Here is a 25255-nt window from a genome sequence, read left to right on the forward strand (position 1 = left end):
TGGCCGCAGGCCGCATGAAAAAGGCGCCGGACGTTTCCGTCCGGCGCCCTTATCTTCAGCCTGATCCGTGGATCAGCAGCTGTAGTACATGTCGAACTCGACCGGATGCGGGTGCAACTGCAGGCGGGCGACCTCTTCCATCTTCAGCGTGATGTAGCTGTCGATGAAGTCGTCATCCATGACGCCGCCCTTCTTGAGGAAGGCGCGGTCGGCGTCCAGGGCGTCCAGGGCCTCCTTCAGCGAGCCGGCGACCTCGGGGATAGAGCCGCGCTCTTCCGGCGGCAGATCGTAGAGGTTCTTGTCGGCGGCGGCGCCCGGATCGATGCGGTTCTCGATGCCGTCCAGACCTGCCATCAGCAGGGCCACGAAGGTCAGGTAGGGGTTGCCCATCGGATCGGGGAAGCGGGCCTCGATACGCTTGGCCTTGGGCGAGGAGACGTGCGGAATGCGGATGGAGGCCGAACGGTTGCGGGCGGAATAGGCCAGCTTCACCGGGGCTTCATAGCCGGGCACCAGGCGCTTGTAGGAGTTGGTGGTGGAGTTGGCGAAGGCGTTGATGGCCTTGGCGTGCTTGATGATGCCACCGATGTACCACAGACACTCCTGCGACAGGCCGGCGTACTTGTCGCCGGCGAACTGGGGCTTGCCGTCCTTCCAGATCGACATGTGGACGTGCATGCCCGAGCCGTTGTCGCCGAACATGGGCTTGGCCATGAAGGTCGCGGTCTTGCCGTAGGCGTGGGCCACGTTGTGGATCACGTACTTATACAGCTGCATCCGGTCGGCCATGGTCAGCAGGTCGCTAAACTTCAGGCCCAGTTCGTGCTGGGCCGGAGCCACTTCGTGGTGATGCTTTTCCGGGTCCATGCCCAGGTCCTTCATCACGCCCAGCATTTCGCCGCGCAGGTCCTGGCCCGAGTCGACCGGGTTGACCGGGAAGTAGCCGCCCTTCGGCCCCGGGCGGTGGCCCAGGTTGCCCTCGGCGTATTCAGCGCCCGTATTGGCCGGCAGCTCGACGGAATCGAAGCTGTAGCCGGTGTTGTGTGAGGCGGTGTTCCAGCGCACGTCGTCGAAGATGAAGAACTCGGCTTCCGGGCCGAAGAAGACGGTGTCGCCCACGCCCGACGACTGGACATAGGCCAGGGCCTTCTTCGACATGGAGCGGCTGTCGCGGTTGTAGGGCTCGGCCGTGTCGGGGTTCAGCACGTCGCAGAACAGGCACAGGGTCGTCTGTTGATAGAAGGGGTCGACATAGGCCGACGACAGGTCCGGCTTCAGCAGCATGTCGGACTCGTTGATCGTCTTCCAGCCCGCGATCGACGAACCGTCGAACATGGTGCCTTCTTCCAGCAGTTCTTCGTCGACCAGGTCGATGTCGAAGGTCACGTGCTGGAGCTTGCCGCGCGTGTCGGTGAAGCGAAGATCGACGTACTGGACGTCCTTGTCCTTGATCTCTTGAAGGATCTTCTGGGCGGTGCTCATGGCACGGGTCCTGTGGGCTAGGGGAGGAGAACGAAAAGCGGCCGCCCGGAAGGGACGGCCGTGGTGAGTCAGATAGCCTGTGCGCCGGTTTCGCCGGTGCGGATGCGGATCACGTCTTCGAGCGAGGAGACGAAGATCTTGCCGTCGCCGATCTTGCCCGTGCGGGCCGCCGTCTGGATGGCGTCGATGACCGCCGGCGCCAGATCGTCGGCCACCACGACCTCGATCTTGATCTTGGGCAGAAAGTCGATGACGTATTCGGCGCCGCGGTAAAGTTCGGAGTGACCCTTCTGGCGGCCGTATCCCTTGGCTTCCAGCACGGTCATGCCCTGCACCCCGATGTCCTGGAGCGCATCCTTAACTTCATCCAGCTTGAACGGCTTGATGACGGCTTCGATCTTTTTCATGGCGAGTCCCGAGCCGGGTCCGTGGTTGGTCCGACGCTCGGGAGCTAAAGGGACATTGCATTGCACAATAAGGCAAGCAATTTTCGTCTCCCAAGGCCCTCCGTGAACGGATTTCGGCGATGACTCCTGTGAACGATTCCTCGAACTGGCTGCAAAGCCTGCCCCGGCCCGGAGCGGAGGCGCACAAGCATGTGCGCGGCCGGCTGGGCGTGGTGTCCGGCGGGCCGCTTTCGACCGGGGCGGCGCGACTGTCGGCGCGCGCCGGGCTGAGAATCGGAGCCGGGCTGGTGAAGGTCTTCTGTCCTCCGGACGCCGTCGGCGTCCTGGCTCCGGCGCTGGAGGCGGTGATGCTGGCGAGCTTTTCTTCCGCCGATCAACTGGCGAGCCTGGCCCAGCCGATGGACGCCGTGGTGATCGGCCCGGCCGCCGGCCTGACGGAGGCGACGGCCGCCAATGTCGCGGCCCTGGGGCGGACGGGGGCCGCCCTGGTCATCGACGCCGACGCCCTGACCCTGTTCAAGGATCGACCCAGCGACCTGTTCGCCTGTCTGGATCGGGACGACGTCCTGACCCCGCACGAGGGCGAGTTCGAGCGCCTGTTTCCCGGTCTTCTGGCTCAGGGCCGAGACGTCGCCGCGACCGAGGCGGCGGCGCGGGCCGGCGCCGTGGTGGTGCTGAAGGGCTTTGAGACCGTCGTCGCCGCGCCGGACGGTCGTCGGGTCGTCAACGGCAATGGCTCGCCCTGGCTGGCGACGGCGGGCAGCGGAGACGTCCTGGCGGGGATGATCGGCGGCCTGCTGGCCCAGCACATGGACAGCTTCGACGCAGCATGCGCGGCGGTCTGGATGCATTCGGATGCGGCGAACCGGTTCGGACCGGGCCTGATCGCGGAGGACCTGCCGGAGCTGATCCCGGCGGTGCTGGTTGATCTGTACGGGCGTTGAAGCCTGGTGCGGATGAGAGGACTCGAACCTCCACGCCTCTCGGCGCCAGAACCTAAATCTGGTGCGTCTACCAGTTCCGCCACATCCGCATAGGTAGGCTGAAGCCTGTAGGCGAGGGCGAGAGATCAGGCAACCGGCAAGCGGTGCGCGGACATGAAAAAGGCCCCGGATTTCTCCGGGGCCTTCTTTGTTTTTTGGCCTACCGCGCTTCGCGCTGCTTGAGGCCGTTGTTTGGCCTACTGCGTTTCGCGCTGCTTGAGGCCGTGAGCAGAAACTGAGGATCAGTCCTTCTTGTTGTCGACGCCGTGGCCGAGAGCTTCCACGGCCGATTCCAGCGTGGCGTCCTCGGTGATGTCGATGCCCTTGGCCAGCTTGGAGTGCCAGAAGCCGTAGGCGGCGTAGATGACGGCGCCGATGGCCGCATAGCCGCCCAGCAGCATCAGGGGCAGGGGATTGTCCTCGGCCGCATGCTGGAACATGGGGATCAGGTTCTGGCTGGCCAGGAACAGGCAGGCGCAGATGCCCAGGACGGCGGTGACGATGCCGCCCGGAACCTTGAACGGACGCTCCATCTCCGGGTGCTTCACGCGCAGGACGATGACCGACAGGCAGACGATGGCGAAGGCCGTGGCCGTGCCCAGCGACACCAGGTCGCCCAGGATGGAGATGGGCAGGAAGGCCGCCGCGATGGCGATCAGGATGCCCAGGACGATGGTGCCGATCCAGGGCGTGCGGAACTTCGGGTGGACCTTGGCGAAGGCCTTCGGCAGCAGGCCGTCGCGGGCCATGGTGTAGAAGACGCGCGTCTGGCCGTAGCAGAGCACCAGCATGACCGAGGACAGGCCGGTGATGGCGCCGATCTTGATCAGGAAGGCGATCAGATTCAGTTGACCGCTCGGCGAAGAGGCCAGCGGCACATTGGCCCATTCCAGGCCCATGCGGTCGATGGCGACGGCGATCGGGGCGGGCGAGGCCAGCTCCAGGTAGGGCACGACGCCCGTCATGACGGCGGCGACGGCCATGTAGATCAGGGTGCAGACGAACAGGGCGCCCAGGATGCCGATCGGCACGTCCTTCGACGGGTTCTTGGCTTCGGCCGCGGCGGTCGAGACGGCTTCGAAGCCGACGTAGGCGAAGAAGATGATGGCCGCGCCGCGGAAGATGCCGCCGACGCCGAACTGACCGGCCTGGCCGGTGGGTTCAGGGATGAAGGGGTGCCAGTTGTCCGGGTTGATGTACTGGACGCCGACCGCGATGAAGGTCAGCAGGACGATGATCTTGATGACGACGATGGCGTTGTTGATGTTCGCCGATTCCGACACGCCCAGCACCAGCAGGCCGCAGACGGCGGCGATGCCGACGGCCGCGACCAGGTTGAAGGTGCCGGTCATCGGGAAGGACGCGCCTTCGGCCGACTGCACCAGCTGGACAAGCGGGGTCGCCCATTGTGGGCCTTCGCCGCCTGCGTAACTTATTGTCGGGAATAGACTGGCGCTGAGGCCGAAGTCATTCATGATCGACACCACATAGCCGGACCAGCCGACCGCCACGGTCGAGGCCGCGACGCCGTATTCCAGCACCAGCAGCCAACCCATGATCCAGGCGAAGACCTCGCCCAGGGTGCCGTAGGCGTAGGTGTAGGCCGAACCCGAAACGGGCATGGTCGAGGCCAACTCGGCGTAGCATAGGCCCGCCAGGGCGCAGGCGATGCCGGCGATGACAAAGGACAGCATGATCGCGGGACCGGCGTTGGCCGATGCGACCTGGCCGGTCAGAACGAAGATGCCGGCGCCGATGATGGCGCCGATGCCCAGGCTCATGAGGTTGATGGGGCCTAGGGTCCGTTTCAGCTCGCTCTTAGCGGCTTCCTTCTGGATCTGGCCGATGGATTTTTTAAGGAATAGCCGATTACCGGCCGGCTTTACGCCATTTGCGGACATGAAGTCGCGCCCCCAATCTACGCGACGACCCCTCCCGGGTCATCTTCTTGAGCGCGGACGCTAATCATCAAGGGCGCCGTGCGCAACGCGGTTTCGACGTGATGAACAACCGACGACGCTTTCGTGAACCCGGGCGTTGCGGCTAGAGCGCAGGATGATGTTGCCGATTCACGCCGTATTGGAGCCGCTGAAGGCGGCCTTGGCCCAGACAGGGGCCGTCGTCCTGGCCGCGCCGCCGGGCGCGGGCAAGACCACGGTCGTGCCCCTGGCCCTGCTGGATCAGCCGTGGCTGGGCGACGGCAAGGTGCTGGTGCTGGAGCCGCGTCGCTTGGCCGCGCGGGCCGCGGCGGATCGCATGGCGGCCACCCTGGGCCAGAAGGCGGGCGGGACCGTCGGCTATCGCACCCGTCTGCAGAGCCGGATCGGCCCGGACACCCGAATCGAGGTCGTCACGGAGGGCGTCTTCACCCGCATGATTCTGGACGACCCGGCGCTGGAAGGCGTCGGCGCCGTCCTGTTCGACGAATTCCACGAGCGCAGCCTGGATGCGGATCTGGGCATGGCCCTGGCGCGCGAGAGCCAGTCGGTGCTGCGCGACGACCTGCGCCTGCTGGTCATGTCGGCGACGCTCGACATCGCGGGGGTGTCGCGCCTGCTCGACGGCGCGCCCGTCATCGAGGCCGAGGGGCGGATGTTCCCGGTCGAGACCCGCTACCTGGGTCGCAATCCGGTGGAGCGGTTCGAGGACGCCATGGCCAAGGCCGTGGTCCAGGCCCTGCATGACGAGATCGGTTCCATCCTGGCCTTCCTGCCGGGGCAGGGCGAGATTCACCGCACCGTTCAGCGCCTGAACGAGCGGCTGCGCGATCCGGCGGTCGACGTCGTCGCCCTCTATGGCGCGCTGGACAAGGGCGAGCAGGACCGCGCCATCGAACCCGCCGCGCATGGCCGCCGCAAGGTGGTGCTGGCGACCTCGGTGGCCGAGACCAGCCTGACCATCGAAGGCGTGCGCGTCGTCATCGACGGCGGCCTGTCGCGCGTGCCGCGATTCGAACCGTCCAGCGGCCTGACCCGGTTGGCGACGGTCAAGGTCAGTCGATCCTCGGCCGAGCAGCGGCGCGGCCGCGCCGGTCGGGTCGAGCCCGGCGTCTGCTACCGCCTGTGGGACGAGGAACAGACCCGCGGCCTGGTCGCCCATCAGCGACCGGAGATTCAGGAGGCGGACCTGACCGCCTTCGCCCTTGACCTGGCGCGCTGGGGCGCGAAGTCGGTCGAAGGGCTGGCCCTGCTGGACCCGCCGCCTGCCGGGGCCATGGCAGAGGCGCGAAAGGTGCTGACGCGACTGGGCGCGCTGGACGCCAAGGGCGATTTGAGCCCGCACGGACGGCGGCTGACCCGCATCCCCCTGGCGCCGCGCCTGGCCCACATGGTCGCCGTCGCCTCGGATCAGGGCGACGCCCTGGGCGGGGCGAAGATCGCGGCGGTGCTCAGCGAGCCGGGGCTGGGCGGGAACGGCGTCGATCTGCATGATCGGCTGAAGGGGCTGGAGCGGGATCGTGCGCCGCGCGGTCGCGACGCGATGAAACTGGCCGAGCGCTGGGCGCGGGCGGCGGGCGGTGGAAGCGACGGCGAGGTCGATGCGGGCCTGTTGCTGGCCGAAGCCTTCCCCGAACGCATCGCCCGCGCCAAGGGCAGGCCGGGGGAGGTGTTGCTGGCCTCGGGGCGCGGCGCCTTCATCGAACCGACGGACCATCTGGCGCGCGCGCCCTGGTTGGCCGTGGCGGAACTGGGCGGCGGGGATGCGCGCGACCGCATCCGCCTGGCGGCGGGGCTGGACGCCGCGACGCTGGAAGCCGATCTGGCGCATCTGATCGAGATCGAGGACCGGCTGGCGCGCGAACCGTCGGGCAAGCCGGTGATCCGCCGCATCCGACGCATCGGCGCCCTGGTGCTGGACGAAAAGGTCGTCGGCGCGCCGGATCGGGCGACCATGACGGCGGCGCTGAAGTCGGAGATCGAGACGGGCGGCCTATCCGCCCTGAACTGGGGCGAGCACGCGGGGGCGCTGCGGGCGCGGCTGGCCTTCCTGCGCGGGCTGGACGAGGCCTGGCCCGAGGTTTCGGCCGACGGTCTGATGGCCGCGCGAGAGGACTGGCTCTGGCCCCTGCTGGACGGGGCGCGGTCCCTGGCCGACATCGGCGACGGCAAGCTGGCCGAAGCCCTGCGCGGCCTGATTCCATGGGACCTGCAGCGCAGGTTGGACGACCTGGCGCCGACGCGCCTGACCACGCCCCTGGGCAGCGCGAGCATCGACTACGCCGCCGAGGGCGGGCCGCGCGTCGAGATCAGGGTGCAGGAACTGTTCGGCGTGAAGACCCATCCGACCGTCGGCGGCGGCCGCACGCCCCTGACGCTCAGCCTGCTGTCGCCGGCGCGGCGACCGGTGCAGGTGACGAAGGATTTGCCGGGGTTCTGGGCCGGATCCTGGGCGGCGGTGCGCAGCGAGATGCGGGGGCGCTATCCGCGCCATCCCTGGCCGGAGGATCCGGCCAATGCGACGGCGACCAACCGGGCCAAGCCGCGCGGAACCTGAGCCGTTCGCTTGACGGCCTGATGCGGCGCGGCGCAATGATCGTGCGTCCAGCATAGGGATTTCGCGTGACCGACGCCGCCGTTTCACCGCCGTCCGCCTCCAAGCGGCGCGTTCTGTTCGCCAGCCTGATCGGCACGACGATCGAGTTCTACGACTTCTACATCTACGCTACGGCGGCGGTTCTGGTGTTCCCGGACCTCTTCTTCCCCGGCGGCGACCGGATGACGGCCATGCTGTCGTCCTTCGCCACCTTCTCCATCGCCTTCTTCGCTCGGCCGATCGGAGCCGTGGTCTTCGGCCATTTCGGCGACCGGGTCGGGCGCAAGGCGACCCTGGTGGCGGCCCTGATGACCATGGGGTTGTCGACCATCGCCATCGGCCTGCTGCCGACCTGGCATTCGGTCGGGGTGATCGCGCCCCTGCTGCTGGCCCTGTGCCGGTTCGGCCAGGGGCTGGGCCTGGGCGGCGAGTGGGGCGGAGCGGTCCTGCTGGCGACAGAGAACGCCCCGCCGGGCAAGAAGGCCTGGTTCGGCATGTTCCCGCAACTGGGCGCGCCGATCGGCTTCATCCTGTCGACCCTCAGCTTCATCGTCCTGGGCCAGGTGATGAGCGAGAGCCAGTTCATGGCCTGGGGCTGGCGCATCCCCTTCATCGCCAGCGCCCTGTTGGTCATCGTCGGCCTGTGGATGCGGCTGAAGATCACCGAGACGCCCGAGTTCAAGCGCGCCGTCGACCGCGCCGAGCGGGTGGAGACGCCGGCCCTGACCCTGATCTCTCGGCACAAGTGGGCGCTGTTGACCGGGACCCTGGCCGGACTGGCGACCTTCGTCCTCTTCTATCTGATGACCGTCTTCGCCCTGGGGTGGGGCACCACGGCCATGGGCTATACGCGCGAGCAATTCCTGCCGATCCAGTTGCTGGGCGTCTGCTTCTTCGGCCTGTTCATTCCGCTGTCCGCCCTGGCGGCGGATCGGTGGGGGCAGGGACGGACCCTGCTGGCGGCCTCGGTCGGCATCGCCCTGTTCGGCCTGATCCTGGCGCCTCTGTTCGGCGGCGGCATGGGCGGGATCGCAGCCTTCTTCATCATCGGCTTCAGCCTGATGGGCTGCACCTACGGCCCGCTGGGCACGGCCCTGGCGCGGCCCTTCCCGACGACCGTGCGCTACACGGGCGCGTCCATGACCTTCAACCTGGCGGGAATCCTGGGGGCGTCGCTTGCGCCCTACGCCGCGACCTGGCTGGCCCAGCAGCACGGCCTGCCGGCGGTCGGCGCCTATATGACGACAGCCGCCCTGCTGACCATAGCGGCCCTGATCGGCATGAGCCGGATCAAGACCGAGGGCGAGGCCTAGTCCAGCATGCGACGGACAAGTCCGTCCTTCAGCACGAACTGGTGATAGAGGGCGGCGGCGATGTGCAGGGCGACCAGCCCCGCCAGAATCCAACCGGCGAAGAAGTGCACGTACCAGGCGCCGGACCACAGGCTTTCATCGTCCGGCGAAGGCGTGAAGACGGTCGGGACCACGACGAGGCTGAACAGGTCCATGGGCTCGCGCATATGCACCCAGACGACATAGCCGCTGATCGGCAGGATGATCAGGACCAGATAGATGAGGCCATGCGCCGTCGCAGCCAGCCCATGTCGCCATGCCGGCTCGCCGGGCGGCGGAGGCGGCGCGGCGTGGCTCAGTCGCCAGAACAGTCGCATCAGGATCAGCCCCGCCAGCAAGACGCCCAGTTGGAAATGACTGCGGCCGAACAGGAACTCCGCCTGTCTGTCCGGCGCTTTTTCAGTGAGCCAGCCCAGGACGAACTGGCCCAGGATCATCGCGGCCGTGGTCCAGTGCAGGATCTGGGCGATCCGGTTCCAGGTGCGCGGGGACGGGCTTTGGGGCATGCTTCTCCTCCCTCGCGAACCTGATATATTTCCGTTCTCGACGGAAGGGTGCGGGACCATGGCCTGGGGCAGAAGAAGCTTTGTCGTCGCGGGACTGGCGGGGGCCTTTGTGTCCTCCTCGGCCTGTTCGCGCGACCGCGCCGTCGTCGTCGGGCCGAAGGAAAAGGCGCGCCCGAATCTCTATGCCTGCGAAGGCTGTGAGGCGACCGGGGAGCGGAACCCGGGCGATCTGTCCTGGTCGGTCGTCCTGGCGGGACCGCAAGAGCCCGGCGAGCGCATGCGTCTGTCGGGAAGAGTTTATGAGTCGGACGGCGTCACGCCGAAGTCCGGCGTCGTCATCTACGCTCACCACACCAACGCTGAGGGTCTCTACGCCGACGGCTCAAGCGAGACAGAGTGGAGCCGGAGACATGGTCGTCTACGCGGTTGGGCGCGCACCAACGCCGACGGCGACTACCTGTTCGACACCATCAAGCCTGCGCCCTATCCGGACCGGACAGGACCGGCGCACGTGCACCTCTTCATCCAGGAGCCCGGCAGACCGCCCTATTATATCGACGACGTCGTCTTCGAAGGGGAGTTTCGCGTCGATGACGCCTATCGCGCCAGGCAGGAGCTGCGTGGCGGATCCGGCATTATTCGGTTGGGCGGAAACGCGGCGTCGGGCTGGACGGCGGTGCGCGACATCCGGCTGGAGACGCATCCCGCCTAGGCGGGGGCGGCGTCCGTCACGGCATAGACCATGATCCCCGTGGCCACGGCCAGGTTCAGGCTGTCGGCCCGTCCGCGCATCGGAATCTTGACGTTCAGGTCGCAGGCGGCGGCCAGTTCGTCGGTCAGGCCTGCCTGTTCATTGCCCATCAGGATCAGGGCCGGATAACGAACCGGGCTGTCGCGATAGCCGTGTGTCGCGTCCAGGCGGGTGCCGATGACGCTGCCCGGCCATTTCGCGCGCCAGGCCAGGAATTCCTCGCGCGTCGCCCTGCTGACGGTCACGGCGAAGACCGAGCCCATGGTGGCCCGCACCGCCTCGACCGAGAAGGGGTCGACGCAGTCGCCGATCAGGATGACCCCGCCGCACCCGGCCGAGTCCGCCGTGCGGATGATGGTGCCCAGGTTGCCGGGATCGCGCACCTGCTCCAGCGCCACCCAGCAGGGCTTGGCGTCGGGCTGGATGGCGTTCAGCGGCGTGTAGACCTGTTCGAACACGCCCAGCACCGTCTGCGGATTGTCGCGGCGGCTGATCTTTTCGAGGATGGCGTGGGTGACGACGATGATCTGGCCGCCGGCCTTCCTCGTCTCGGCCTTGGCGCGATCCAGCAGGGGGTGAGGCCGGGCCTCGTCGCCCACCAGCAGCATGACCGGGGCGCGGCCCTGATCCAGGGCTTCGCCGATGAATTTCAGCCCTTCGGCCAGGAAGCGGCCGGTCGCTTCGCGCTCCTTGCGCATGTGCAGGGCGCGGACCGACTTGATGGTGTCGTTGGTCAGGGAGGTGATGAGGCGTTCGGACATCAGGCGCTCCATCTGGCGAAGAAGGACAGGCCGATGGCCCGCGCGTCCTTGCCGTCCTCGGACAGGGCCAGTTCGCCCCAGTCGATGCGCCCGCCGCGATCATGCGTCGCCTCGGCCATCATATGGGCCAGCGACAGTCCGGAAATCCGCGCCGCATAGGCGTTCAGCAGCAGGAAGGAGGCGTCGTCGGACAAGAGGGCGGCGCAGTCCTTCAGCAGACCCGGCATGTCCTCGAACAGGCGCCAGACCTCGCCGTTGGCGCCGCGTCCGTATTTCGGCGGGTCCAGGATGACGCCGTCGTACTTGCTGCCGCGACGGACTTCGCGGGCCACGAACTTGCGGGCGTCCTCGACGATCCAGCGGATCGGACGGTCGGCCAGGCCTGAAAGCTCTGCGTTCTCGCGGGCGTAGGCGACGGACTTCTTGGAGGCGTCGACGTGGGTGACGTGTGCGCCCGCCGTCGAACAGGCCAGGCTGGCCACGCCGGTGTAGCCGAACAGGTTCAGGATCTTCGGCTGCTTCAGGGTGCGGACGCGGGCGTCCAGCCATTCCCAGTTGGCCGCCTGTTCCGGGAAGAAAGCCAGGTGGCGGAAGGGCGTGAACCGGCCCATGAAGCGCACGTCGCGCCATTGCAGGGGGAAGGCGTCGATCGGTCCGTGCCTGTCGAAGCGCCAGCGGCCGGAATCTTCTTCCTCCTGCTGCGGATCGAACATGGCGTTGGCGCTCTCGAACGCGCCTTCGGCATGGGCCTTCCAGAAGCACTGGGGTTCCGGCCGCACGACGGTGTAGCGGCCGTAGCGCTCCAGCTTGCGGCCGTCGCCGCTGTCCAGAAGGGCGTAGTCCGACCACCCGCGCGTGACGAGGGTTTCGGGCGTGGAGGAGAGAACCGGGGCCATGCGCGCTGATAGGCGCTCAGGCGGCTGTTCGTCCAGAGTCGGCGATCAGAGCCCCGGTCTCCGGCAGGATTTCATTTGCGGGCAGGTCGGGGGCGTGCGGGGTCTTGTCCCAGCGATGGGGCTCGAAGATCAACCGGATGAAGGCATGGCCGAACGCCAGGGTCAGCAGGGACCAGTAGACGGGCGCGCCCAGCATGTCCTTCCAGCCGTAGGGAACGCCAGCCCTGCGCGCGCCGACCAGGGTTGTGAGCACGGCCGTCGCCGCCCCGCCCGTGAGAACGGCCACGCCGGTCCAGGGCGTCTGCGGCGGCTGCTGCGCCATGGCGGCGAAAAGGAAGGCCAGCATGACCCAGGACACGGCGAAGGCGTGAACGGCGGCGGCTGAGAGCGCCGCGCCTAGGGTCATCAGCACCGCCCACCAGCCGCGCCAACCCATACCGTCGAAGGTGCGGGTGTGGACCATGATCGTCTGCATATATCCCTTCAGCCAGCGCGTGCGCTGTGGCAACCACAGAAAGAGGGGACCCGGCGGGGTTTCATAGGTCGGGCGGGTCAGGACGCCCATGCGCCACCCTCTGCGCCAGACGCGGAAACCGAGATCGGCGTCCTCGGTCACGTTCCAGGCGTCCCAGCCGCCCATGGCGCGCAAGGCCGACACGCGGAAGTGGTTGCTGGTCCCGCCCAGAGGAAAGGGCAGGCCCATGCGCGCCAGGGCGGGCAGGGCGATCTCGAACAGGGCGGCGTATTCCGCCGCGAACTGACGGTCGAGGAAGGGGGAGGGCTTCTTGCCGCCCTGACGGCCGCGAATGCGCAAGGGCGCCTGAAGGCAGGCCAGGGTCTCGTCCTCGGCGGCGAAGCGGGCGGCGGCTTCACGCAGTTGCAGCGGGTCGGGATCGTCCTCGGCGTCATAGATGGTGACGAAGTCGCCCTTGATCCGCGACAGGGCGTGGTTGAGGGCGCGAGGCTTGGTTGACGGCCGGCCCGGCGGCACAACCAGGACCTGAAGCCAGGACGGCAGGTCCAGGGCGCGGGCCGCAGCGATGGTGGCCTCGTCTCGCGCTTCCAGCGCCAGATAGCCGTCCAGCAGATCCACGGGATAGTCGATGCGCGACAGGCGTTCGACCAGTTGGGGCAGGACCTCGGCTTCGTCATAGAGGGCGACGATGACGGAGTAGCGGCGGCGCGGAGCTTCATCGAGCGGCATGGTCGGAGGTCGAGTACGGCTGGCCCGGAGAATCGCCAGCCGCCAGACCATGACGATCAGGAAGCTGAACTGGATCAGGATGGCGAACACCCGATCCGCGCCGGGCAGGAAGACGAAGGCGGCGAGCTCGCCGATCAGAAGAAGAAGCAGGATCGTCAGTTGGCCGCCGGTCGCGGTGCGCCGGGCGTTGAAGGCGAAGTCAGGCCTTGTTTTCAGGCGTCCATGCATCCAGGCCCCCCGCCTGCCGATGAAGGGCGCATTTCTGTATCAATGTTCTTTCAGTTGCAAGCGATTGGCGATTTCGCGCCGGCCCGCTATTCAGGAGATCGACAGTGATGGAGTCTCGGATTGTCTGGCGCCACGATCCCTACGCCGCGATCGGCTCGGAAGCCCAAGGGCGAAGGCCATGAGCGGCGCGCCGAGATACTGGCGGCGGCCGAACGCATCTTCGTCGAGCACGGCTATGAGGGCGCCACCATCCGCAAGATCGCGGACGAGGTCGGGCTCTCCTCGACGGCGCTCTACATGCATTTCGCCGACAAGAGCGAGATGCTGCACGAGATCTGCCGCGGCACGTTCGAGAACCTGATCGAGGGACACCGCAACCTGCTGAGCGAGGATCAGCCGCCGGAAGTGCGGCTGCGCCGGATGGTCGAGGCCTATATCCAGTTCGGCTTCGAGCATCCCAACGCCTATCGCTTGACCTATCTGACCCGACCCATCGAAGCCCAGGAAGGCGCGCAGTCGGTGGCGCAGGAAACGGGGCATGAGCTGTTCCGCGCCTTTGCGGCCGTGGTCGAGGAAGCCGTGACCGCGGGCCGAATTCAGGGCGATCCGCAGGCTGTGGCCCAGTCCATCTGGGCGGCGGGGCATGGCCTGGTCTCCTTGCGGATCACCAAGCCCTATTTCGAATGGGCCGATCGGGACACGCTGACGCGAACCCTGCTGGACGCCCTGTTCGCGGGACTTCTGAAGTCGTGAAGGCCTGGGCGGGGGCTGCGGCGGTGCTGTTGTCGGCGACGCCGGGTCTGGCGGAGGCCGGGCCCTTGCGCGTCATGTCGTTGGATCAATGCGCGGATCAATATGTCCTAGCCTTGGCGCCTGAGGCGGAACTGGCCCTGTCGCCGCGCGCCGACGATCCGGACGCCTGGCTGCGCGAGGCGGCGCGAGGCCGGGCGCGGGTGCGGCCGACCCTGGAGGCGGCCAGCGGCTTTCGACCTGATGTCGTCGTGCGCTACTGGGGCGGAGAGCCGCGCCTGCTGGCCGCGTTGGAACGGCGCGGAACCCGGGTTCTGACCATCGAGGACGCCACGGACATGGCCGGAGTCCGGGCGAACCTGCGCAAGGTTTCGACGGGCCTGGGGCAGGTGAAACGCGGCGACGCTCTGATCCGGCATATGGATCGCCGACTGGCGCAGGCGGCCGGGGGCGGACGCGGGCGCGAGGCCGTCTATGTCACGCCCGGCGGCTACACCAGCGGATCGGGAACCCTGATCGACGCCATGCTGAAGGCGGCCGGATTTCGCAATGGAACCCGCGCGCCGGGGTTTCAGCCGCTGGGGGTCGAGCAGATCGCCCTGCAGGCGCCGGCCCTGTTCGTTCGGGGCTTCTTCAACCTGTGGCGCAGCGACTGGCGAGGGCCTGGGCGGCATCCGGTTGTCAGTCGTGCGGCGCGCGGACGGACGGTGACGGACCTGCCGCCGGCGGCCTTGGGGTGCCCGGCCTGGTTCGCGGCCGACGCGTCGGCGCAACTGGCCGATGCGGCGCGCAAGGAGACGGGTCGATGAGGGGGCTGAACCTCGGCCTGGTTCTCGCCGTCGCGGTCGCCGCCGTCGCAGCCGTCCTCATGGGCGAAACCGCCTTGTCGAGCGCCCAGTACGGGCAGGCGCTGAGCCATCCCCTGTCCGGACCTGGAGAGGTGCTGTGGCAGGTGCGGGCGCCGCGAGCGATCTGCGCCCTGCTGGTCGGGGCGGCCCTGGGCCTGTCGGGGGCGGTGATGCAGGGGCTGTTGCGCAATCCCCTGGCCGATCCGGGCGTGCTGGGCGTTTCGGCGACGGCGGCCATGGCGGCGGCGGGCGCCATCGTCCTGGGCGCGGCGGCCGTGCCCGGCGTCGTCGAGGGCGCGGCTCTGATCGGCGCCGCCCTGTCGGGACTGGTTCTGATCGCCGTGGCGGCGCGGGTGCGGGCGCCGGAGGCCCTGATCCTGTTCGGCGTGGCCCTGTCCAGCTTCGCCGGCGCCCTGACCGCCCTGATCTTCAACCTGTCGCCGTCGCCGATCGCCTCGGCCGAGGTGATGAACTGGCTGCTGGGCTCCGTGCAGAACCGAAGCTGGATCGACGTCGCCTGGGTCGCGCCGGCCCTGGCCGTTGCGGCCTTCCTGGCCTGGCGGGCCGCGCCCGGTCTTCGGATGCTGACCTTGGGCGAGGAGGCGGCGCGGGCGTCGGGCCTGTCCATGGGGCGGATGCGGATCCTGGCTCTGTTAGCCACGGCCGTGGCCGCGGGTGCGGCGGTAGCGGTGGCGGGCGTGATCGGCTTCGTCGGCCTGGCCGCGCCCCACCTCGTGCGGGCGGCGGTGCGGGGCGATCCCGGACGACTTCTGGCGCCCTCCGCCCTGGCGGGCGGGCTGATGCTGATGCTGGCGGATCTGGCGGCGCGGCTGGTTCCGACGGACCAGGAGCTGAAACTGGGTGTGTTCACCGCCCTGGTCGGCGCGCCCCTATTCGCCCTGATCGCCTGGCGCGCGGCGCGGGAGTGGCGGCTGTGAGCGCCCTGCTGCAACTGGAACGGGCCGAGGTCCGCGTTGGGGGCCAGACGGTCCTGAAGGACGTCAGCCTGTCGGTCGCGGCCGGCGAGCTGGTGGCCCTGTGCGGCCCGAACGGGGCGGGCAAGTCCAGCGCGGTGCGCGCCGCCCTGGGCCTGGCCCCGCTCAGTGACGGCGTCGCCCGACTGGGCGGACAGGACGTCAGGCGTCTGTCCGAACGCGAACGCGGGGCGCGGGCGGCCTATCTGCCGCAGGAACGGCACGTGGCCTGGAACCTGCCGGCGGTCGAACTGGCGGCCTTGGGCGCGCCCTTCCTGTCGGGTGGCGAGGCCCTGGCCCGCGCGCGCGCCGCTCTGGACGAGGTGGACGCCGGGCATCTGGCGGATCGCGGGGTGGCTGAGATGTCGGGCGGAGAGCGGGCGCGGGTCCTGCTTGCGCGGGCCTTGACGGTCCAGGCGCCGCTGCTGGTCGCGGACGAACCCATCGCCGGCCTGGATCCGGACGCCCAGTTGCTGGTGCTGGAAAGGCTGCGGACGCGGGCGGACGCGGGCGGCGGGGTGCTGGTCAGCCTGCACGACCTGACGCTGGCCGCGCGGATCGCTGATCGGATCGTGGTGCTGGATGAGGGGCGGGTCGCGGCGGACGGTCCGCCGACCCAGGCCCTGTCGCCCACCGTTCTGAAGAAGACCTTCCGGCTGGACGCCGTCTGGCTGGACGCCCTGGACGGGCCGATGCTGGCGGCGCGACGCCTGTAGAGGTTTCGGCGCTTTCGCATGAGCGAGAACAGGACTAGAACATCCCCATGATCATCGCCGCCCTGATGTTGCTGACCTCTTCCGTCGAGTCGCCCGTGGAGACAGAGACCGCGCCGGTCGAGCGCGTGCTGGACGGCATGCATGCGGCGGCCTCGGCGGCGAACGGCGCGGCCTATTTCGACAGCTTCACGCCGGACGCGCGCTTCATCGGCACGGATGCGACGGAACGCTGGAGCCTGCCGGAATTCAGAGCCTACGCCATGCCCTATTTCTCGCAAGGAAAGGGCTGGACCTATCGACCGGTGAGCCGGACGGTGAGCATGGCCCCGATCGAATGCCGCTGCATCGCCTGGTTCGACGAGGTGCTGGACAACGACGCCTATGGGACCACGCGCGGATCGGGCGTGCTGCGCCTGACGGACCAGGGCTGGAAGATCGAGCAGTACGTCCTCAGCTTCGCCGTTCCGAACGAGAAGTCGCGCGCCGTGGTCGGCGTGATCAAGCAGGCCGACTGATGGAGGTGGAGGACGAAGCCTTCGTCCTGTCGGCGCGGGCGCACGGGGATACGGGAGCGGTCGTCGAACTGCTGACCGAGCAGCACGGCCGTCGCGCGGCCTATGTGGCCGGAGGCGCATCGCGTCGCATGCGGCCCTTCCTGCAGCCCGGCGCCAAGGTGGTCGCGGAACTGCGCGCGCGGACATCTGATCAACTGGGTTCGGCGCGACTGGAGCCGGTGGGCGAGGGGCCGGCCGCCCTGTTCGACGATCCCCTGGCCCTGACTGGCCTCAGCGCGGCGGCGGCGGTGGCCCAGGGCGCCCTGCCGGAACGCGAACCGCATCCGGGCGCCTTCTACGCCTTCGAGGCCCTGATGACCGCCTTCGCCGTGCCCGAGGTCTGGCCCGCCATATTCGTGCGGTTCGAGGCGGGCCTGCTGGAGAATCTCGGCTTCGGCCTCGACCTGTCGCGGTGCGCTTCCACGGGGTCGATGGACGATCTGGTCTGGGTCAGCCCCAGGACCGGCCGCGCGGTTAGCCGCGACGCCGGCGCGCCCTACGCCGACAAGCTGTTGCCCCTGCCGCCCTTCATGCTGGGGGCCCAGGCGGGCCTGGGCGAAGGCGACGTGAAGGCGGGGCTGGACCTGACCGGCCACTTCCTGGAGCAGTTCGTCTTCCACGTCCTGAACAAGCCGCTGCCGCCCGCGCGGGTCTGGATGATCGACAAGCTGGGCGAGGCGGGAAGGCTCTAGCCGAAGGTGAAGGCGAAGACCTGAACCCCAGGGTCGAGGAACTCGATCTCGAAGGTTCGTTCGCGCGCGCCGCCGGACTGGCGCACCAACTGATAGAGGCGCTGGTTGTCGACCCGGCCCATGCCCTGGGCGTCGATGTCCACGCCTGCGTCGACGCCCGGCGCCTGACCGTCGATACGGACGCGGAAGCGTACGGGCCTGCCCGTGCTGCTGGGCCCCATGACCAGATGCAGGTCGCGAGCCTTGAAACGGAAGGCCAGCCGTCCGCCCGCCGTCTGCAGGTCGGCGTGTTCGGCGCGCACGATCCAGTCGCCGAACAGGCTCCAGTCGTTCAGTTTCAAGGGGGCGGCCGCATAGGTCTTGCGTGCGTCGAAATCAAAGCCGTCGGGCGAGACGAAGTTCTCGGCGCGGGCGTAGCCGACATAGGTTTCGGGCGATCCGATCCCGGCCATGTCGGCGGCGGCCTCGGCGCCCTGACCGCGTACCTGGACCACGGCCTGATCGACATCGGCGGCGCCGGCCTCTTTCAGAAGCTGCTGGATGACCCGCTCGGAGTGTTCGTAGTCGCCCTCGCCGAAGTGGTGGTAACGGATGTTCCCCTTGGCGTCGATGAAGTAGTGGGCGGGCCAGTAGTTGTTCTGGAAGGCGCGCCAGATGGCGAAGTCGTTGTCCATCGCGACCGGGTAGGTGATGCCGAAGCGGCGCATGGCGTCGCGAACATTGGCGGGCGATTTCTCGAAGGCGAACTCGGGCGTATGGACCCCGATCACCACCAGGCCCTGATCGCGATACTTTTCGGCCCAGGCGCGGACGTAGGGAATGGTCCGCACGCAGTTGATGCAGGAGTAGGTCCAGAAGTCGACCAGCACCACCTTGCCGCGCAACTGCTCAGTGCTCAGGGGCGGACTGTTGATCCACTCGGTCGCCCCGGTCAGCGGCGGCATCAGCCCTTCGACGGGCAGGGCGTTCAGCGGCGCAGATGGAGTGTTCATCGGCTGGCCTGCGCCAAAGCGGCTGAGCAGGCTCTGTTCGATGCGGTTGGCGCCGCCGCTCGACAGCCGGGTCAGCAGGCCAGTGTCGAGGCCCAGGGCAATGACGGCGACGCCGATCAGGACCAGCACGCCCAGGCCCTTTCGCACCCATTCGCCGACGCCCAGCGACGTCTTCATCGCATGAAACACCTTGCCGCCGATCAGCAGGGCCAGGGCCAGGGAGGTCGCGGCCCCGGCGGCGTAGGCGAGCAGCAACAGGGTCGTGCCGACGCCGGCCCCTTGCAGCGCCGCGCCGGTCAGGATCAGCCCCAGGATCGGCCCGGCGCACGGCGCCCACAGCAGGCCCGTGGCCACGCCCAGCAGGAAGGAGGGCCAGACGCCCCCGCCGGACTGCTGTTCCGCGCTGGCCTTCTCCGTCAGACGCGAACCGAGCGCCACCAGAGGCCGCGTCAGCCGGTCCGCCAGCGGCGGAAACACCAGGGTCAGTCCCAGCACCGCCATGACGGCCAGGGCGATCCAGCGCCCGACCTGATTGGCCTGCACCGCCCAGCCGCCGCCGACCGCCGCCAGCGTCGCCACCCCCGCGAAGGTCAGGGCCATGCCCAACAGCAGGGGCAGGCCGCTTCTGACGAAGGGCTGGCCGGCGCGCGCAAACACGAAGGGCAGGACCGGCAGGATGCAGGGGCTGAGAATGGTCAGCGCCCCGGCCAGATAGGACAGCAGGATCAGAAGCATGGCGTCGTTCTCTGGTCTCGGTTCTTGGTGAACGCGCTGGACGGCGTCGGGTTACAACAGCCGTTGCAGGTCGCGGACAGCGTCGCGGGTTTCCTGGGCCAGAACCTCGACCAGTTCGGCGGCGGGCAGGGCGCGTCCCAGCGGCGCGGCCTGACCGGCCCATTGCGGGGCGTAGCCGTCGTCGCCTTGCAGGCCGGCGGCGGCGTTCAGGGCCTTGCCGATGTCGTAGGCGTAGGGATAGGCGGCGACGAGGGCTTCGTCCGCGCGTCGCATGAAGGTGTTTTCGATCCCGCGCGCCGGACGGCCGGAGAGGACCGGGCTGACGCGGGTGCGTTCGGCGCGAGGGCCGGCCAAGGCGGCGCGATAGGCCGGATTGGCGGCGGACTCCGGACAGGAGACGAAGGCCGTGCCCAACTGCGCGCCCGCCGCTCCCAGCGCCAGGGCCGCCGCTATCCCAGCCCCGTCCATGATCCCGCCCGCCGCAATGACCGGAACGTGCAGTTCGCGCGCCAGCAACCGGGTCAGGGGCAGGGTCGCGAAGCGCGGGTCGTCCGCCGGATCGAAGACTCCGCGATGGCCGCCAGCCTCCATGCCTTGCGCCACCACCATGTCGATACCGGCGGCGACGGCCGTTCGCCCTTCCTCCGGCGTGGTGGCCGTGGCGATCAGGGCGATCCCGGCCGCTTTCAGCGCCGCGACCTGATCCGGTCGCGGCAGGCCGAAATGGACGCTGACCACGGCCGGCCTTTCCTCCAACAGGACGGCCAGCTTGGCGTCGTCGGTCACGAAGCTCTGATAGATGTCGTTCAGGGTTTCGGGCGGCGCGGCGCCGAAGGTCGCGAACAGGGGGCGCAGGTGGTCGATCCACGCTCTGTCGCGGACCGGATCAGGGGCGGCGGGCGTGTGGCAGAACAGGTTCACGTTGAACGGTCGATCGGTCAGGGCCTTGGTCGCCCGGATGGCCTGACGCGCCTCCTGCGCCGATACAGCCCCGACCGCGATGGAGCCTAGGCTGCCCGCGTTGGAGACGGCGGCGGCCAATTCCGGGGTCGACGTGCCGGCCATGGGCGCCTGAATCAGGGGGAATGACAGGTCGAAACGGGCGGTCAGGGCGGTCTTCATCGCGAACTCCGTGTCAGGCGTTCCACAGATAGGCGCTCCTAGTCCCCGCGTCAGGCCTCGGCTGCGCTAGACTTTGCGCGTCCGATCAGTGATTCGAAGCGCATGACCATCCACACCCCGACGCCCGACGGCGGCCGCATCGTTGAAGAACCGATGGGCGAGGCGCTGTCGAAGCGCTATCTCGCCTACGCCCTGTCGACCATCACCAACCGGGCCCTGCCCGACGTGCGCGACGGCTTCAAGCCGGTGCACCGGCGCATCATGTACGCCATGCACCAGATGCGGCTGAACCCGCAGGCGGCGGCGCGCAAGTGCGCCAAGGTCGTCGGCGAGGTCATGGGCGGCTATCACCCGCACGGCGACGCCTCCATCTACGAGGCCCTGGTCCGTCTGGCCCAGGACTTCGCTCAGCGCTATCCGCTGGTCGACGGTCAGGGGAACTTCGGCAACATCGACGGCGATAGCGCGGCGGCCATGCGCTACACCGAGTGCAAGCTGACGCCTGCCGCCGTCCTGCTGCTGGAAGGCATCGATCAGGACGCGGTCGACTTCCGTCCTACCTATGACGATCAGGACGAGGAGCCGGTGGTCCTGCCGGCCGGATTCCCCAATCTGCTGGCCAACGGCTCGTCGGGCATCGCCGTGGGGATGGCGACCTCGATCCCGCCGCACAACGTCGGCGAGTTGATCGACGCCTGCCAACTGCTGCTGGAACGGCCCGAGGCGACGACCGAGGAACTGGTGCAGATCGTGCCGGGACCCGACTTCCCGACCGGCGGGGTTTCGGTCGAAGGCCATGCCTCCATCCTGGACGCCTATGAGACCGGTCGCGGCGGCGTGCGCCTGCGCGCCCGCTGGGAAACCGAGGACCTGGGCCGGGGCGTCTGGCGCATCATCGTCACCGAGATGCCCTATCAGGTGCAGAAGAGCCGCCTGATCGAGGGTCTGGCCGATCTGATCGAGAACAAGAAGGCGCCCCTGCTGGGCGACGTGCGCGACGAGTCGGCGGAAGACATCCGCCTGATCCTCGAGCCCAAGAACCGCACCATCGAGCCCGAGATGCTGATGGAGAGCCTGTTCAAGCTCTCCGACCTGGAAGTCCGCTTCCCGATCAACATGAACGTGCTGGACGCCAGCGGCACGCCGCGCGTCATGGGCCTGAAGGACTGCCTGCAGGCCTTCCTCGACCATCGCCGCGTTGTGCTGAACCGCCGGTCGCAATGGCGGATCGAGCGGGTCGAAAAGCGCCTGCACCTGCTGGAAGGCCTGCGCATCGTCTTCCTCAACCTGGACGAGGTGATCCGCATCGTCCGCGAGGAGGAGCAGCCCAAGGCCGTCCTGATCGCGCGCTTCGGCCTGAGCGAGCCGCAGGCCGACTACATCCTCGACACCCGTCTGCGTCAGCTGGCGCGGATCGAGGAAATGGCGATCGAGAAGGAATTCAATGAACTGTCGGCGGAACTTGCGGCGCTGAAGGCGCTGACCTCGTCTGAAGCCAAGCAGTGGAAGGCCATTGGCAAGGAGTTGGAGGCGGTCCGCAAGGCCCTGATCTCCCCACGCCGCACCACCATCGGCGAGGCGGTGGACAGCTCGGCCCTGGTCGCGCCCGAGGCCTTCATCCCGCGCGAAGCCATCACCGTCATCCTGTCGGAGCGCGGCTGGATCCGCGCCGCCAAGGGCAAGGTGGAGGATCCCTCGGAGCTGAAGTTCAAGGAAGGCGACAGCCTGGGCTTCCTGGTCCCGGCCTTCACCACCGACAAGCTGCTGGTCGGGGCCTCGGACGGGCGCATCTTCACCATCGGCGCCGACAAGCTGGCCTCCGGTCGCGGTCACGGCGAACCGCTGCGCCTGATGATCGATCTCGACGAAAAGGCCGAGATTATCAATGTCGTGGCGCACGAACCGAATGCGAAGCTTCTGGTGGCGTCCAAGGCTGGCTACGGCTTCATCGCGCCCGAGAACGAGCTTCTGGCCCAGAAGCGCGGCGGCAAGCAGGTGCTGAATGGCGAGATGCTGTCCATGCTGCGCATCCCGTCGAACCCGCAGGGCGACCACGTCGCGGTCATCGGCGAGAACATCAAGGCGTTGATCTTCCCGCTGGCCGAACTGCCCGAAATGGGCCGCGGCAAGGGCGTGAAGCTGCAGAACTACAAGCAGGGCGGTCTGGTCGACGTGGCGGTGTTCAACGCCGAGGCGGGGCCGGAGTGGGCCGACGGCGGCGGTCGCCGTCGCAACTGGCCCGATTGGAAGGACTGGCTGGGCAAACGCGCCGGCGCCGGCCGCCAGGGCCCGCGCGGGATGAGGAAGTTCCGCTGAGGCCAAGGTGACGGCGATTTCATTGGAGGTCGCCGTCAGCCCTTGCGATAATCCCGTCCAAGGCCGATCGGGCCGAGGTTGGAGATTTCAATGATCACCCTGATCATCATCGGCGTCATCGTCGTCGTTCTGCTGTTCGTCGTGGTCGGCGCCTACAACCGGCTGGTGAAGCTGGATCAGACGGCGAACCAGTCGTTCGCGGACATCGACGTGCAGTTGAAGCAGCGTCAGGACCTGATCCCCAACCTGGTCGAGACGGTAAAGGGCTACGCCACGCACGAACGCGGCACCCTGGACGCCGTGACCCAGGCCCGCGCCGCCGCCGCCGGCGCCCGCACGATCGACGAGAAGGTGCAGGCCGAGAACATGCTGACCGGCGCCCTGGGCCGTCTGTTCGCCGTATCGGAGGCCTATCCCGACCTGAAAGCCAACACCAACTTCCAGCAGTTGCAGATGGACCTGTCGGACATCGAGAACAAGCTGGCCGCCGCGCGCCGCTTCTTCAACAATGCGGTCAGCGAGTTCAACGCCGTGCGCCGTCAGTTCCCGACGGTGCTGTTCGCCGGCATGTTCGGATTCGGCGCCGACAAGCCCTTCTTCGACGTGGGCGAGGGCGAGCGCGCCGCCCTGAACGCCGCCCCGCCGACGGTGAAGTTCTAAGCCCCAATGGCGGTTTTCGGTCGGGCCGTCGGCCTCAAGACCCACATCTGGCAAAACAACGCCCGGTCGGCGATCCTGCTGGCCGGGTTCCCGGTGTTGCTGGTCGGCATCCTGTTCGGCGTCCAGGTGCTGATGATGGGCTTCGGCCTGCTGCCCAACTCGGGCGGCGACCTGGGCCAAGACCTGGCGCTGGCGGCGTCCATGCTGGGCTGGACCGTGCCCTTCGCGGCGGTCGCGGCGGCGGTCTGGTTCGTCATCGCCTATTTCGGCAACCAGATGATGATCGACGTCATGACCGGGGCGCGCAAGGTCGAGCGCAGGGCCGAGCCGGACCTCTACAACCTGCTGGAAAACCTGGCGATCTCTCGCGGGATGAAGACGCCGACACTGCGGATCATCGAAAGCCCGTCGCTGAACGCCTATGCGTCCGGCCTGCACGAGGGGAACTACAGCGTCACGGTCGCGCGCGGCCTGATGCAGACCCTGAGCCGAGACGAGATGGAGTGCGTCCTGGCCCACGAACTGACCCACGTCATCAACAAGGACGTGCGGACCATGGTGATCGCCTCGATCTTCGCCGGGATCATCAGCGTGATAGCCGAACTGGTGTTCCGCAGCCTGTTCTACATGCGTGGCGGGCGTGGGCGGGACAACAAGAACGCCATGCCCCTGATCCTGATCGGCCTGGCCATCGGGGTGATCGGCTTCGGCCTTGCCGCCGTCATCCGCATGACCCTGTCACGGACGCGGGAATATGTAGCCGACGCCGGGGCGGTGGAACTGACCAAGAACCCCGACGCCATGATCTCGGCCCTGCGCAAGGTGTCGGGTCAGTCCAAGATCGAGGCGCCGGACGAACTGCGCGGCATGTTCCTGGACAATACGGCGGACAAGGCGGACTTCGCCGGTCTTTTCGCCACCCATCCGCCGATCGAGAAACGGATCGCGGCCCTGGTGAAGTTCGCCGGCGGCCGGGACGAGGGGCCGTGGGGACCGACGCCTGTCTCGCCGTCCAGCGGCACGGCTGTTCCGACCACCTGATTCTAGGTCAGGCGTTCCCAGCCCAGGGGCCGTAGCGCCTCCATCGGCCTGAACTTCGCCTTGTAGTCCATCTTGGGCGAGCCTTGGACCCAGTAGCCGAGGTAGAGGTAGGGCAGACCGACCGTGGAGGCCTGGCGCAGGTGGTCCAGGATGGCGAACTGACCCAGGCTGCGGCGTTCCATATCCGGGTCGAAGAAGCTGTAGACCATGGACAGGCCGTCGTGCAGCAGGTCGGTCAGGCAGACCCCGACCAGATCGCCGGGACCATCGTCGTTCGCGGGCAGGCGGTATTCGATCAGATGGGTGCGGACGGCCGTATCCTCGACCATGCAGACATAGTCGGACCAGGCCATGTCGCTCATGCCGCCGCCAGGGTGCCGGGCCGCCAGGTAGCGGCGCAGCAGGTCGAACTGCTCCATCGTCGCTTCGGCCTCGACCAGGTCGCGCGACAGGTCGGCGTTGCGGTTCAGGATCTTGCGCTGGGACCGCGAGAAGACGAACTCGGCCACCGGGATGCGGACGGAGACGCAGGCGGCGCAGGCCTCGCACGCCGGGCGATAGGCGATGTTCTGGCTGCGGCGGAATCCGGCCTGGGTCAGGGCGTCGTTGACGTCGGCGCCGTCGCTGAAAGGCAGGTTGGCGAAGACCTTCCGCTCGAACCGGTCGGGCAGATAGGGGCAGGGCGCATTGGCGGTCATGAAGAACCGCAGCTGTCGGGTCGGGAAGTGCTGGGTCACGGCCTAGGGTCCGTT

At 68.1% G+C, this 25255-nt stretch carries 23 protein-coding genes and 1 tRNA gene; 13 read left to right on the forward strand and 11 right to left on the reverse strand.

The window, feature by feature from the left end:
• Positions 1-72 precede the first annotated feature (72 nt).
• Entirely contained in the window at positions 73-1482 is a 1410-nt protein-coding gene (gene glnA, locus ABIE19_RS12650) for a type I glutamate--ammonia ligase (protein ID WP_354089548.1), read from the reverse strand.
• 68 nt (positions 1483-1550) lie between these two features.
• On the reverse strand, positions 1551-1889 hold the full coding sequence (locus tag ABIE19_RS12655; protein ID WP_292082843.1) for a P-II family nitrogen regulator: 339 nt from the start codon (positions 1887-1889) through the stop codon (positions 1551-1553).
• 119 nt (positions 1890-2008) lie between these two features.
• Here ABIE19_RS12655 and ABIE19_RS12660 point away from each other — a divergent pair, with 119 nt between their 5' ends.
• Entirely contained in the window at positions 2009-2833 is an 825-nt protein-coding gene (locus tag ABIE19_RS12660) for an NAD(P)H-hydrate dehydratase (protein WP_354089549.1), read from the forward strand.
• A 4-nt stretch (positions 2834-2837) separates the two neighbouring features.
• Here ABIE19_RS12660 and ABIE19_RS12665 read toward each other — a convergent pair.
• Positions 2838-2922, reverse strand: a tRNA-Leu gene (locus ABIE19_RS12665).
• 192 nt (positions 2923-3114) lie between these two features.
• A complete protein-coding gene (locus ABIE19_RS12670; protein WP_354089550.1) occupies positions 3115-4773 on the reverse strand; it encodes an amino acid permease in 1659 nt (552 codons plus the stop codon).
• A 157-nt stretch (positions 4774-4930) separates the two neighbouring features.
• On the opposite strand from ABIE19_RS12670, the gene hrpB reads away from it, so the two are divergent.
• Both hrpB and ABIE19_RS12680 read left to right on the forward strand, forming a co-directional pair.
• Positions 4931-7366 (forward strand): ATP-dependent helicase HrpB, encoded by a 2436-nt coding sequence (gene hrpB, locus ABIE19_RS12675; protein ID WP_354089696.1) that lies wholly within the window; start codon positions 4931-4933, stop codon positions 7364-7366.
• Positions 7367-7431: 65 nt separating this feature from the next.
• Entirely contained in the window at positions 7432-8718 is a 1287-nt protein-coding gene (locus ABIE19_RS12680) for an MFS transporter (protein WP_354089551.1), read from the forward strand.
• Here the strand turns inward: ABIE19_RS12680 and ABIE19_RS12685 are convergent.
• Positions 8715-9263, reverse strand: a complete 549-nt coding sequence (locus tag ABIE19_RS12685) for a cytochrome b (RefSeq protein WP_354089552.1) — start codon at positions 9261-9263, stop codon at positions 8715-8717. The genes ABIE19_RS12680 and ABIE19_RS12685 overlap by 4 nt on opposite strands.
• A gap of 58 nt (positions 9264-9321) precedes the next feature.
• On the opposite strand from ABIE19_RS12685, the gene ABIE19_RS12690 reads away from it, so the two are divergent.
• Positions 9322-9975, forward strand: coding sequence for a dioxygenase family protein (locus tag ABIE19_RS12690; protein WP_354089553.1), 654 nt, complete (start codon positions 9322-9324; stop codon positions 9973-9975).
• On the opposite strand, the gene ABIE19_RS12695 is transcribed toward ABIE19_RS12690, so the two are convergent.
• The 3 genes from ABIE19_RS12695 to ABIE19_RS12705 are packed head-to-tail and all read right to left on the reverse strand — an operon-like array spanning position 9972 to position 13103.
• A complete protein-coding gene (locus ABIE19_RS12695; RefSeq protein ID WP_354089554.1) occupies positions 9972-10775 on the reverse strand; it encodes a TrmH family RNA methyltransferase in 804 nt (267 codons plus the stop codon). The two genes, ABIE19_RS12690 and ABIE19_RS12695, sit on opposite strands and share 4 nt — an antisense overlap.
• A complete protein-coding gene (locus ABIE19_RS12700) occupies positions 10775-11671 on the reverse strand; it encodes an RsmD family RNA methyltransferase (RefSeq protein ID WP_354089555.1) in 897 nt (298 codons plus the stop codon). Before ABIE19_RS12700 ends, ABIE19_RS12695 begins: the two co-directional genes overlap by 1 nt.
• Positions 11672-11687: 16 nt before the next feature.
• Positions 11688-13103: a glycosyltransferase gene (locus tag ABIE19_RS12705; protein ID WP_354089556.1), complete on the reverse strand. Its 1416-nt coding sequence runs from the start codon at positions 13101-13103 to the stop codon at positions 11688-11690.
• Between the two features lie 120 nt (positions 13104-13223).
• Between ABIE19_RS12705 and ABIE19_RS12710 the strand changes: the two genes are divergently transcribed.
• From ABIE19_RS12710 to recO, 6 genes are read left to right on the forward strand one after another with little or no spacing between them, the layout of a single operon-like run.
• Entirely contained in the window at positions 13224-13856 is a 633-nt protein-coding gene (locus tag ABIE19_RS12710) for a TetR/AcrR family transcriptional regulator (protein WP_354089557.1), read from the forward strand.
• Entirely contained in the window at positions 13853-14662 is an 810-nt protein-coding gene (locus ABIE19_RS12715; protein ID WP_354089558.1) for an ABC transporter substrate-binding protein, read from the forward strand. The genes ABIE19_RS12710 and ABIE19_RS12715 overlap by 4 nt, the downstream gene beginning before the upstream one ends.
• Positions 14659-15639 (forward strand): FecCD family ABC transporter permease, encoded by a 981-nt coding sequence (locus ABIE19_RS12720; protein WP_354089559.1) that lies wholly within the window; start codon positions 14659-14661, stop codon positions 15637-15639. Before ABIE19_RS12715 ends, ABIE19_RS12720 begins: the two co-directional genes overlap by 4 nt.
• Positions 15636-16391, forward strand: coding sequence for an ABC transporter ATP-binding protein (locus tag ABIE19_RS12725; RefSeq protein ID WP_354089560.1), 756 nt, complete (start codon positions 15636-15638; stop codon positions 16389-16391). Before ABIE19_RS12720 ends, ABIE19_RS12725 begins: the two co-directional genes overlap by 4 nt.
• Positions 16392-16438: 47 nt before the next feature.
• Complete coding sequence (locus ABIE19_RS12730) at positions 16439-16906, forward strand: nuclear transport factor 2 family protein (protein WP_354089561.1); 468 nt, start codon at positions 16439-16441, stop codon at positions 16904-16906.
• Positions 16906-17637: a DNA repair protein RecO gene (recO, locus tag ABIE19_RS12735; protein WP_354089562.1), complete on the forward strand. Its 732-nt coding sequence runs from the start codon at positions 16906-16908 to the stop codon at positions 17635-17637. Before ABIE19_RS12730 ends, recO begins: the two co-directional genes overlap by 1 nt.
• On the opposite strand, the gene ABIE19_RS12740 is transcribed toward recO, so the two are convergent.
• Together ABIE19_RS12740 and ABIE19_RS12745 are read right to left on the reverse strand one after the other, a co-directional pair.
• Positions 17634-19364: a cytochrome c biogenesis protein DipZ gene (locus ABIE19_RS12740; RefSeq protein ID WP_354089563.1), complete on the reverse strand. Its 1731-nt coding sequence runs from the start codon at positions 19362-19364 to the stop codon at positions 17634-17636. The genes recO and ABIE19_RS12740 overlap by 4 nt on opposite strands.
• A gap of 51 nt (positions 19365-19415) precedes the next feature.
• The gene (locus ABIE19_RS12745; protein WP_354089564.1) at positions 19416-20486 is read right to left on the reverse strand and encodes an NAD(P)H-dependent flavin oxidoreductase; all 1071 of its coding nucleotides are present in this window, start codon (positions 20484-20486) and stop codon (positions 19416-19418) included.
• A gap of 102 nt (positions 20487-20588) precedes the next feature.
• On the opposite strand from ABIE19_RS12745, the gene parC reads away from it, so the two are divergent.
• The 3 genes from parC (at position 20589) to ABIE19_RS12760 (ending at position 24503) form a co-directional block, all read left to right on the forward strand.
• On the forward strand, positions 20589-22802 hold the full coding sequence (gene parC, locus ABIE19_RS12750; protein WP_354089565.1) for a DNA topoisomerase IV subunit A: 2214 nt from the start codon (positions 20589-20591) through the stop codon (positions 22800-22802).
• Positions 22803-22892: 90 nt separating this feature from the next.
• On the forward strand, positions 22893-23462 hold the full coding sequence (locus ABIE19_RS12755; RefSeq protein ID WP_354089566.1) for a LemA family protein: 570 nt from the start codon (positions 22893-22895) through the stop codon (positions 23460-23462).
• Positions 23463-23468: 6 nt separating this feature from the next.
• Positions 23469-24503 carry a M48 family metallopeptidase gene (locus ABIE19_RS12760; protein ID WP_354089567.1) on the forward strand — a complete coding sequence of 345 codons (1035 nt, stop codon included), beginning with the start codon at positions 23469-23471 and terminating at the stop codon, positions 24501-24503.
• A 2-nt stretch (positions 24504-24505) separates the two neighbouring features.
• Here ABIE19_RS12760 and ABIE19_RS12765 read toward each other — a convergent pair whose 3' ends face one another.
• Positions 24506-25240, reverse strand: a complete 735-nt coding sequence (locus ABIE19_RS12765) for an arginyltransferase (protein WP_354089568.1) — start codon at positions 25238-25240, stop codon at positions 24506-24508.
• Positions 25241-25255: the final 15 nt, after the last annotated feature.

This window comes from Brevundimonas faecalis (assembly GCF_040549405.1).
GTDB classification, from domain to species: Bacteria; Pseudomonadota; Alphaproteobacteria; order Caulobacterales; family Caulobacteraceae; genus Brevundimonas; species Brevundimonas faecalis.

What these genes read in the sequence shown, in the direction of transcription:
- ABIE19_RS12685 (WP_354089552.1), bottom strand. Translation starts at nt 9,263, where the DNA reads ATGCCCCAAAGCCCGTCCCCGCGCACCTGGAACCGGATCGCCCAGATC.
- ABIE19_RS12740 (WP_354089563.1), bottom strand. Translation starts at nt 19,364, where the DNA reads ATGCTTCTGATCCTGCTGTCCTATCTGGCCGGGGCGCTGACCATTCTC.
- ABIE19_RS12720 (WP_354089559.1), top strand. Translation starts at nt 14,659, where the DNA reads ATGAGGGGGCTGAACCTCGGCCTGGTTCTCGCCGTCGCGGTCGCCGCC.
- ABIE19_RS12755 (WP_354089566.1), top strand. Translation starts at nt 22,893, where the DNA reads ATGATCACCCTGATCATCATCGGCGTCATCGTCGTCGTTCTGCTGTTC.
- hrpB (WP_354089696.1), top strand. Translation starts at nt 4,931, where the DNA reads ATGTTGCCGATTCACGCCGTATTGGAGCCGCTGAAGGCGGCCTTGGCC.
- ABIE19_RS12660 (WP_354089549.1), top strand. Translation starts at nt 2,009, where the DNA reads ATGACTCCTGTGAACGATTCCTCGAACTGGCTGCAAAGCCTGCCCCGG.
- ABIE19_RS12670 (WP_354089550.1), bottom strand. Translation starts at nt 4,773, where the DNA reads ATGTCCGCAAATGGCGTAAAGCCGGCCGGTAATCGGCTATTCCTTAAA.
- ABIE19_RS12745 (WP_354089564.1), bottom strand. Translation starts at nt 20,486, where the DNA reads ATGAAGACCGCCCTGACCGCCCGTTTCGACCTGTCATTCCCCCTGATT.
- parC (WP_354089565.1), top strand. Translation starts at nt 20,589, where the DNA reads ATGACCATCCACACCCCGACGCCCGACGGCGGCCGCATCGTTGAAGAA.
- ABIE19_RS12760 (WP_354089567.1), top strand. Translation starts at nt 23,469, where the DNA reads ATGGCGGTTTTCGGTCGGGCCGTCGGCCTCAAGACCCACATCTGGCAA.
- ABIE19_RS12700 (WP_354089555.1), bottom strand. Translation starts at nt 11,671, where the DNA reads ATGGCCCCGGTTCTCTCCTCCACGCCCGAAACCCTCGTCACGCGCGGG.
- ABIE19_RS12655 (WP_292082843.1), bottom strand. Translation starts at nt 1,889, where the DNA reads ATGAAAAAGATCGAAGCCGTCATCAAGCCGTTCAAGCTGGATGAAGTT.
- ABIE19_RS12695 (WP_354089554.1), bottom strand. Translation starts at nt 10,775, where the DNA reads ATGTCCGAACGCCTCATCACCTCCCTGACCAACGACACCATCAAGTCG.
- ABIE19_RS12730 (WP_354089561.1), top strand. Translation starts at nt 16,439, where the DNA reads ATGATCATCGCCGCCCTGATGTTGCTGACCTCTTCCGTCGAGTCGCCC.
- ABIE19_RS12705 (WP_354089556.1), bottom strand. Translation starts at nt 13,103, where the DNA reads ATGCATGGACGCCTGAAAACAAGGCCTGACTTCGCCTTCAACGCCCGG.
- recO (WP_354089562.1), top strand. Translation starts at nt 16,906, where the DNA reads ATGGAGGTGGAGGACGAAGCCTTCGTCCTGTCGGCGCGGGCGCACGGG.
- ABIE19_RS12690 (WP_354089553.1), top strand. Translation starts at nt 9,322, where the DNA reads ATGGCCTGGGGCAGAAGAAGCTTTGTCGTCGCGGGACTGGCGGGGGCC.
- glnA (WP_354089548.1), bottom strand. Translation starts at nt 1,482, where the DNA reads ATGAGCACCGCCCAGAAGATCCTTCAAGAGATCAAGGACAAGGACGTC.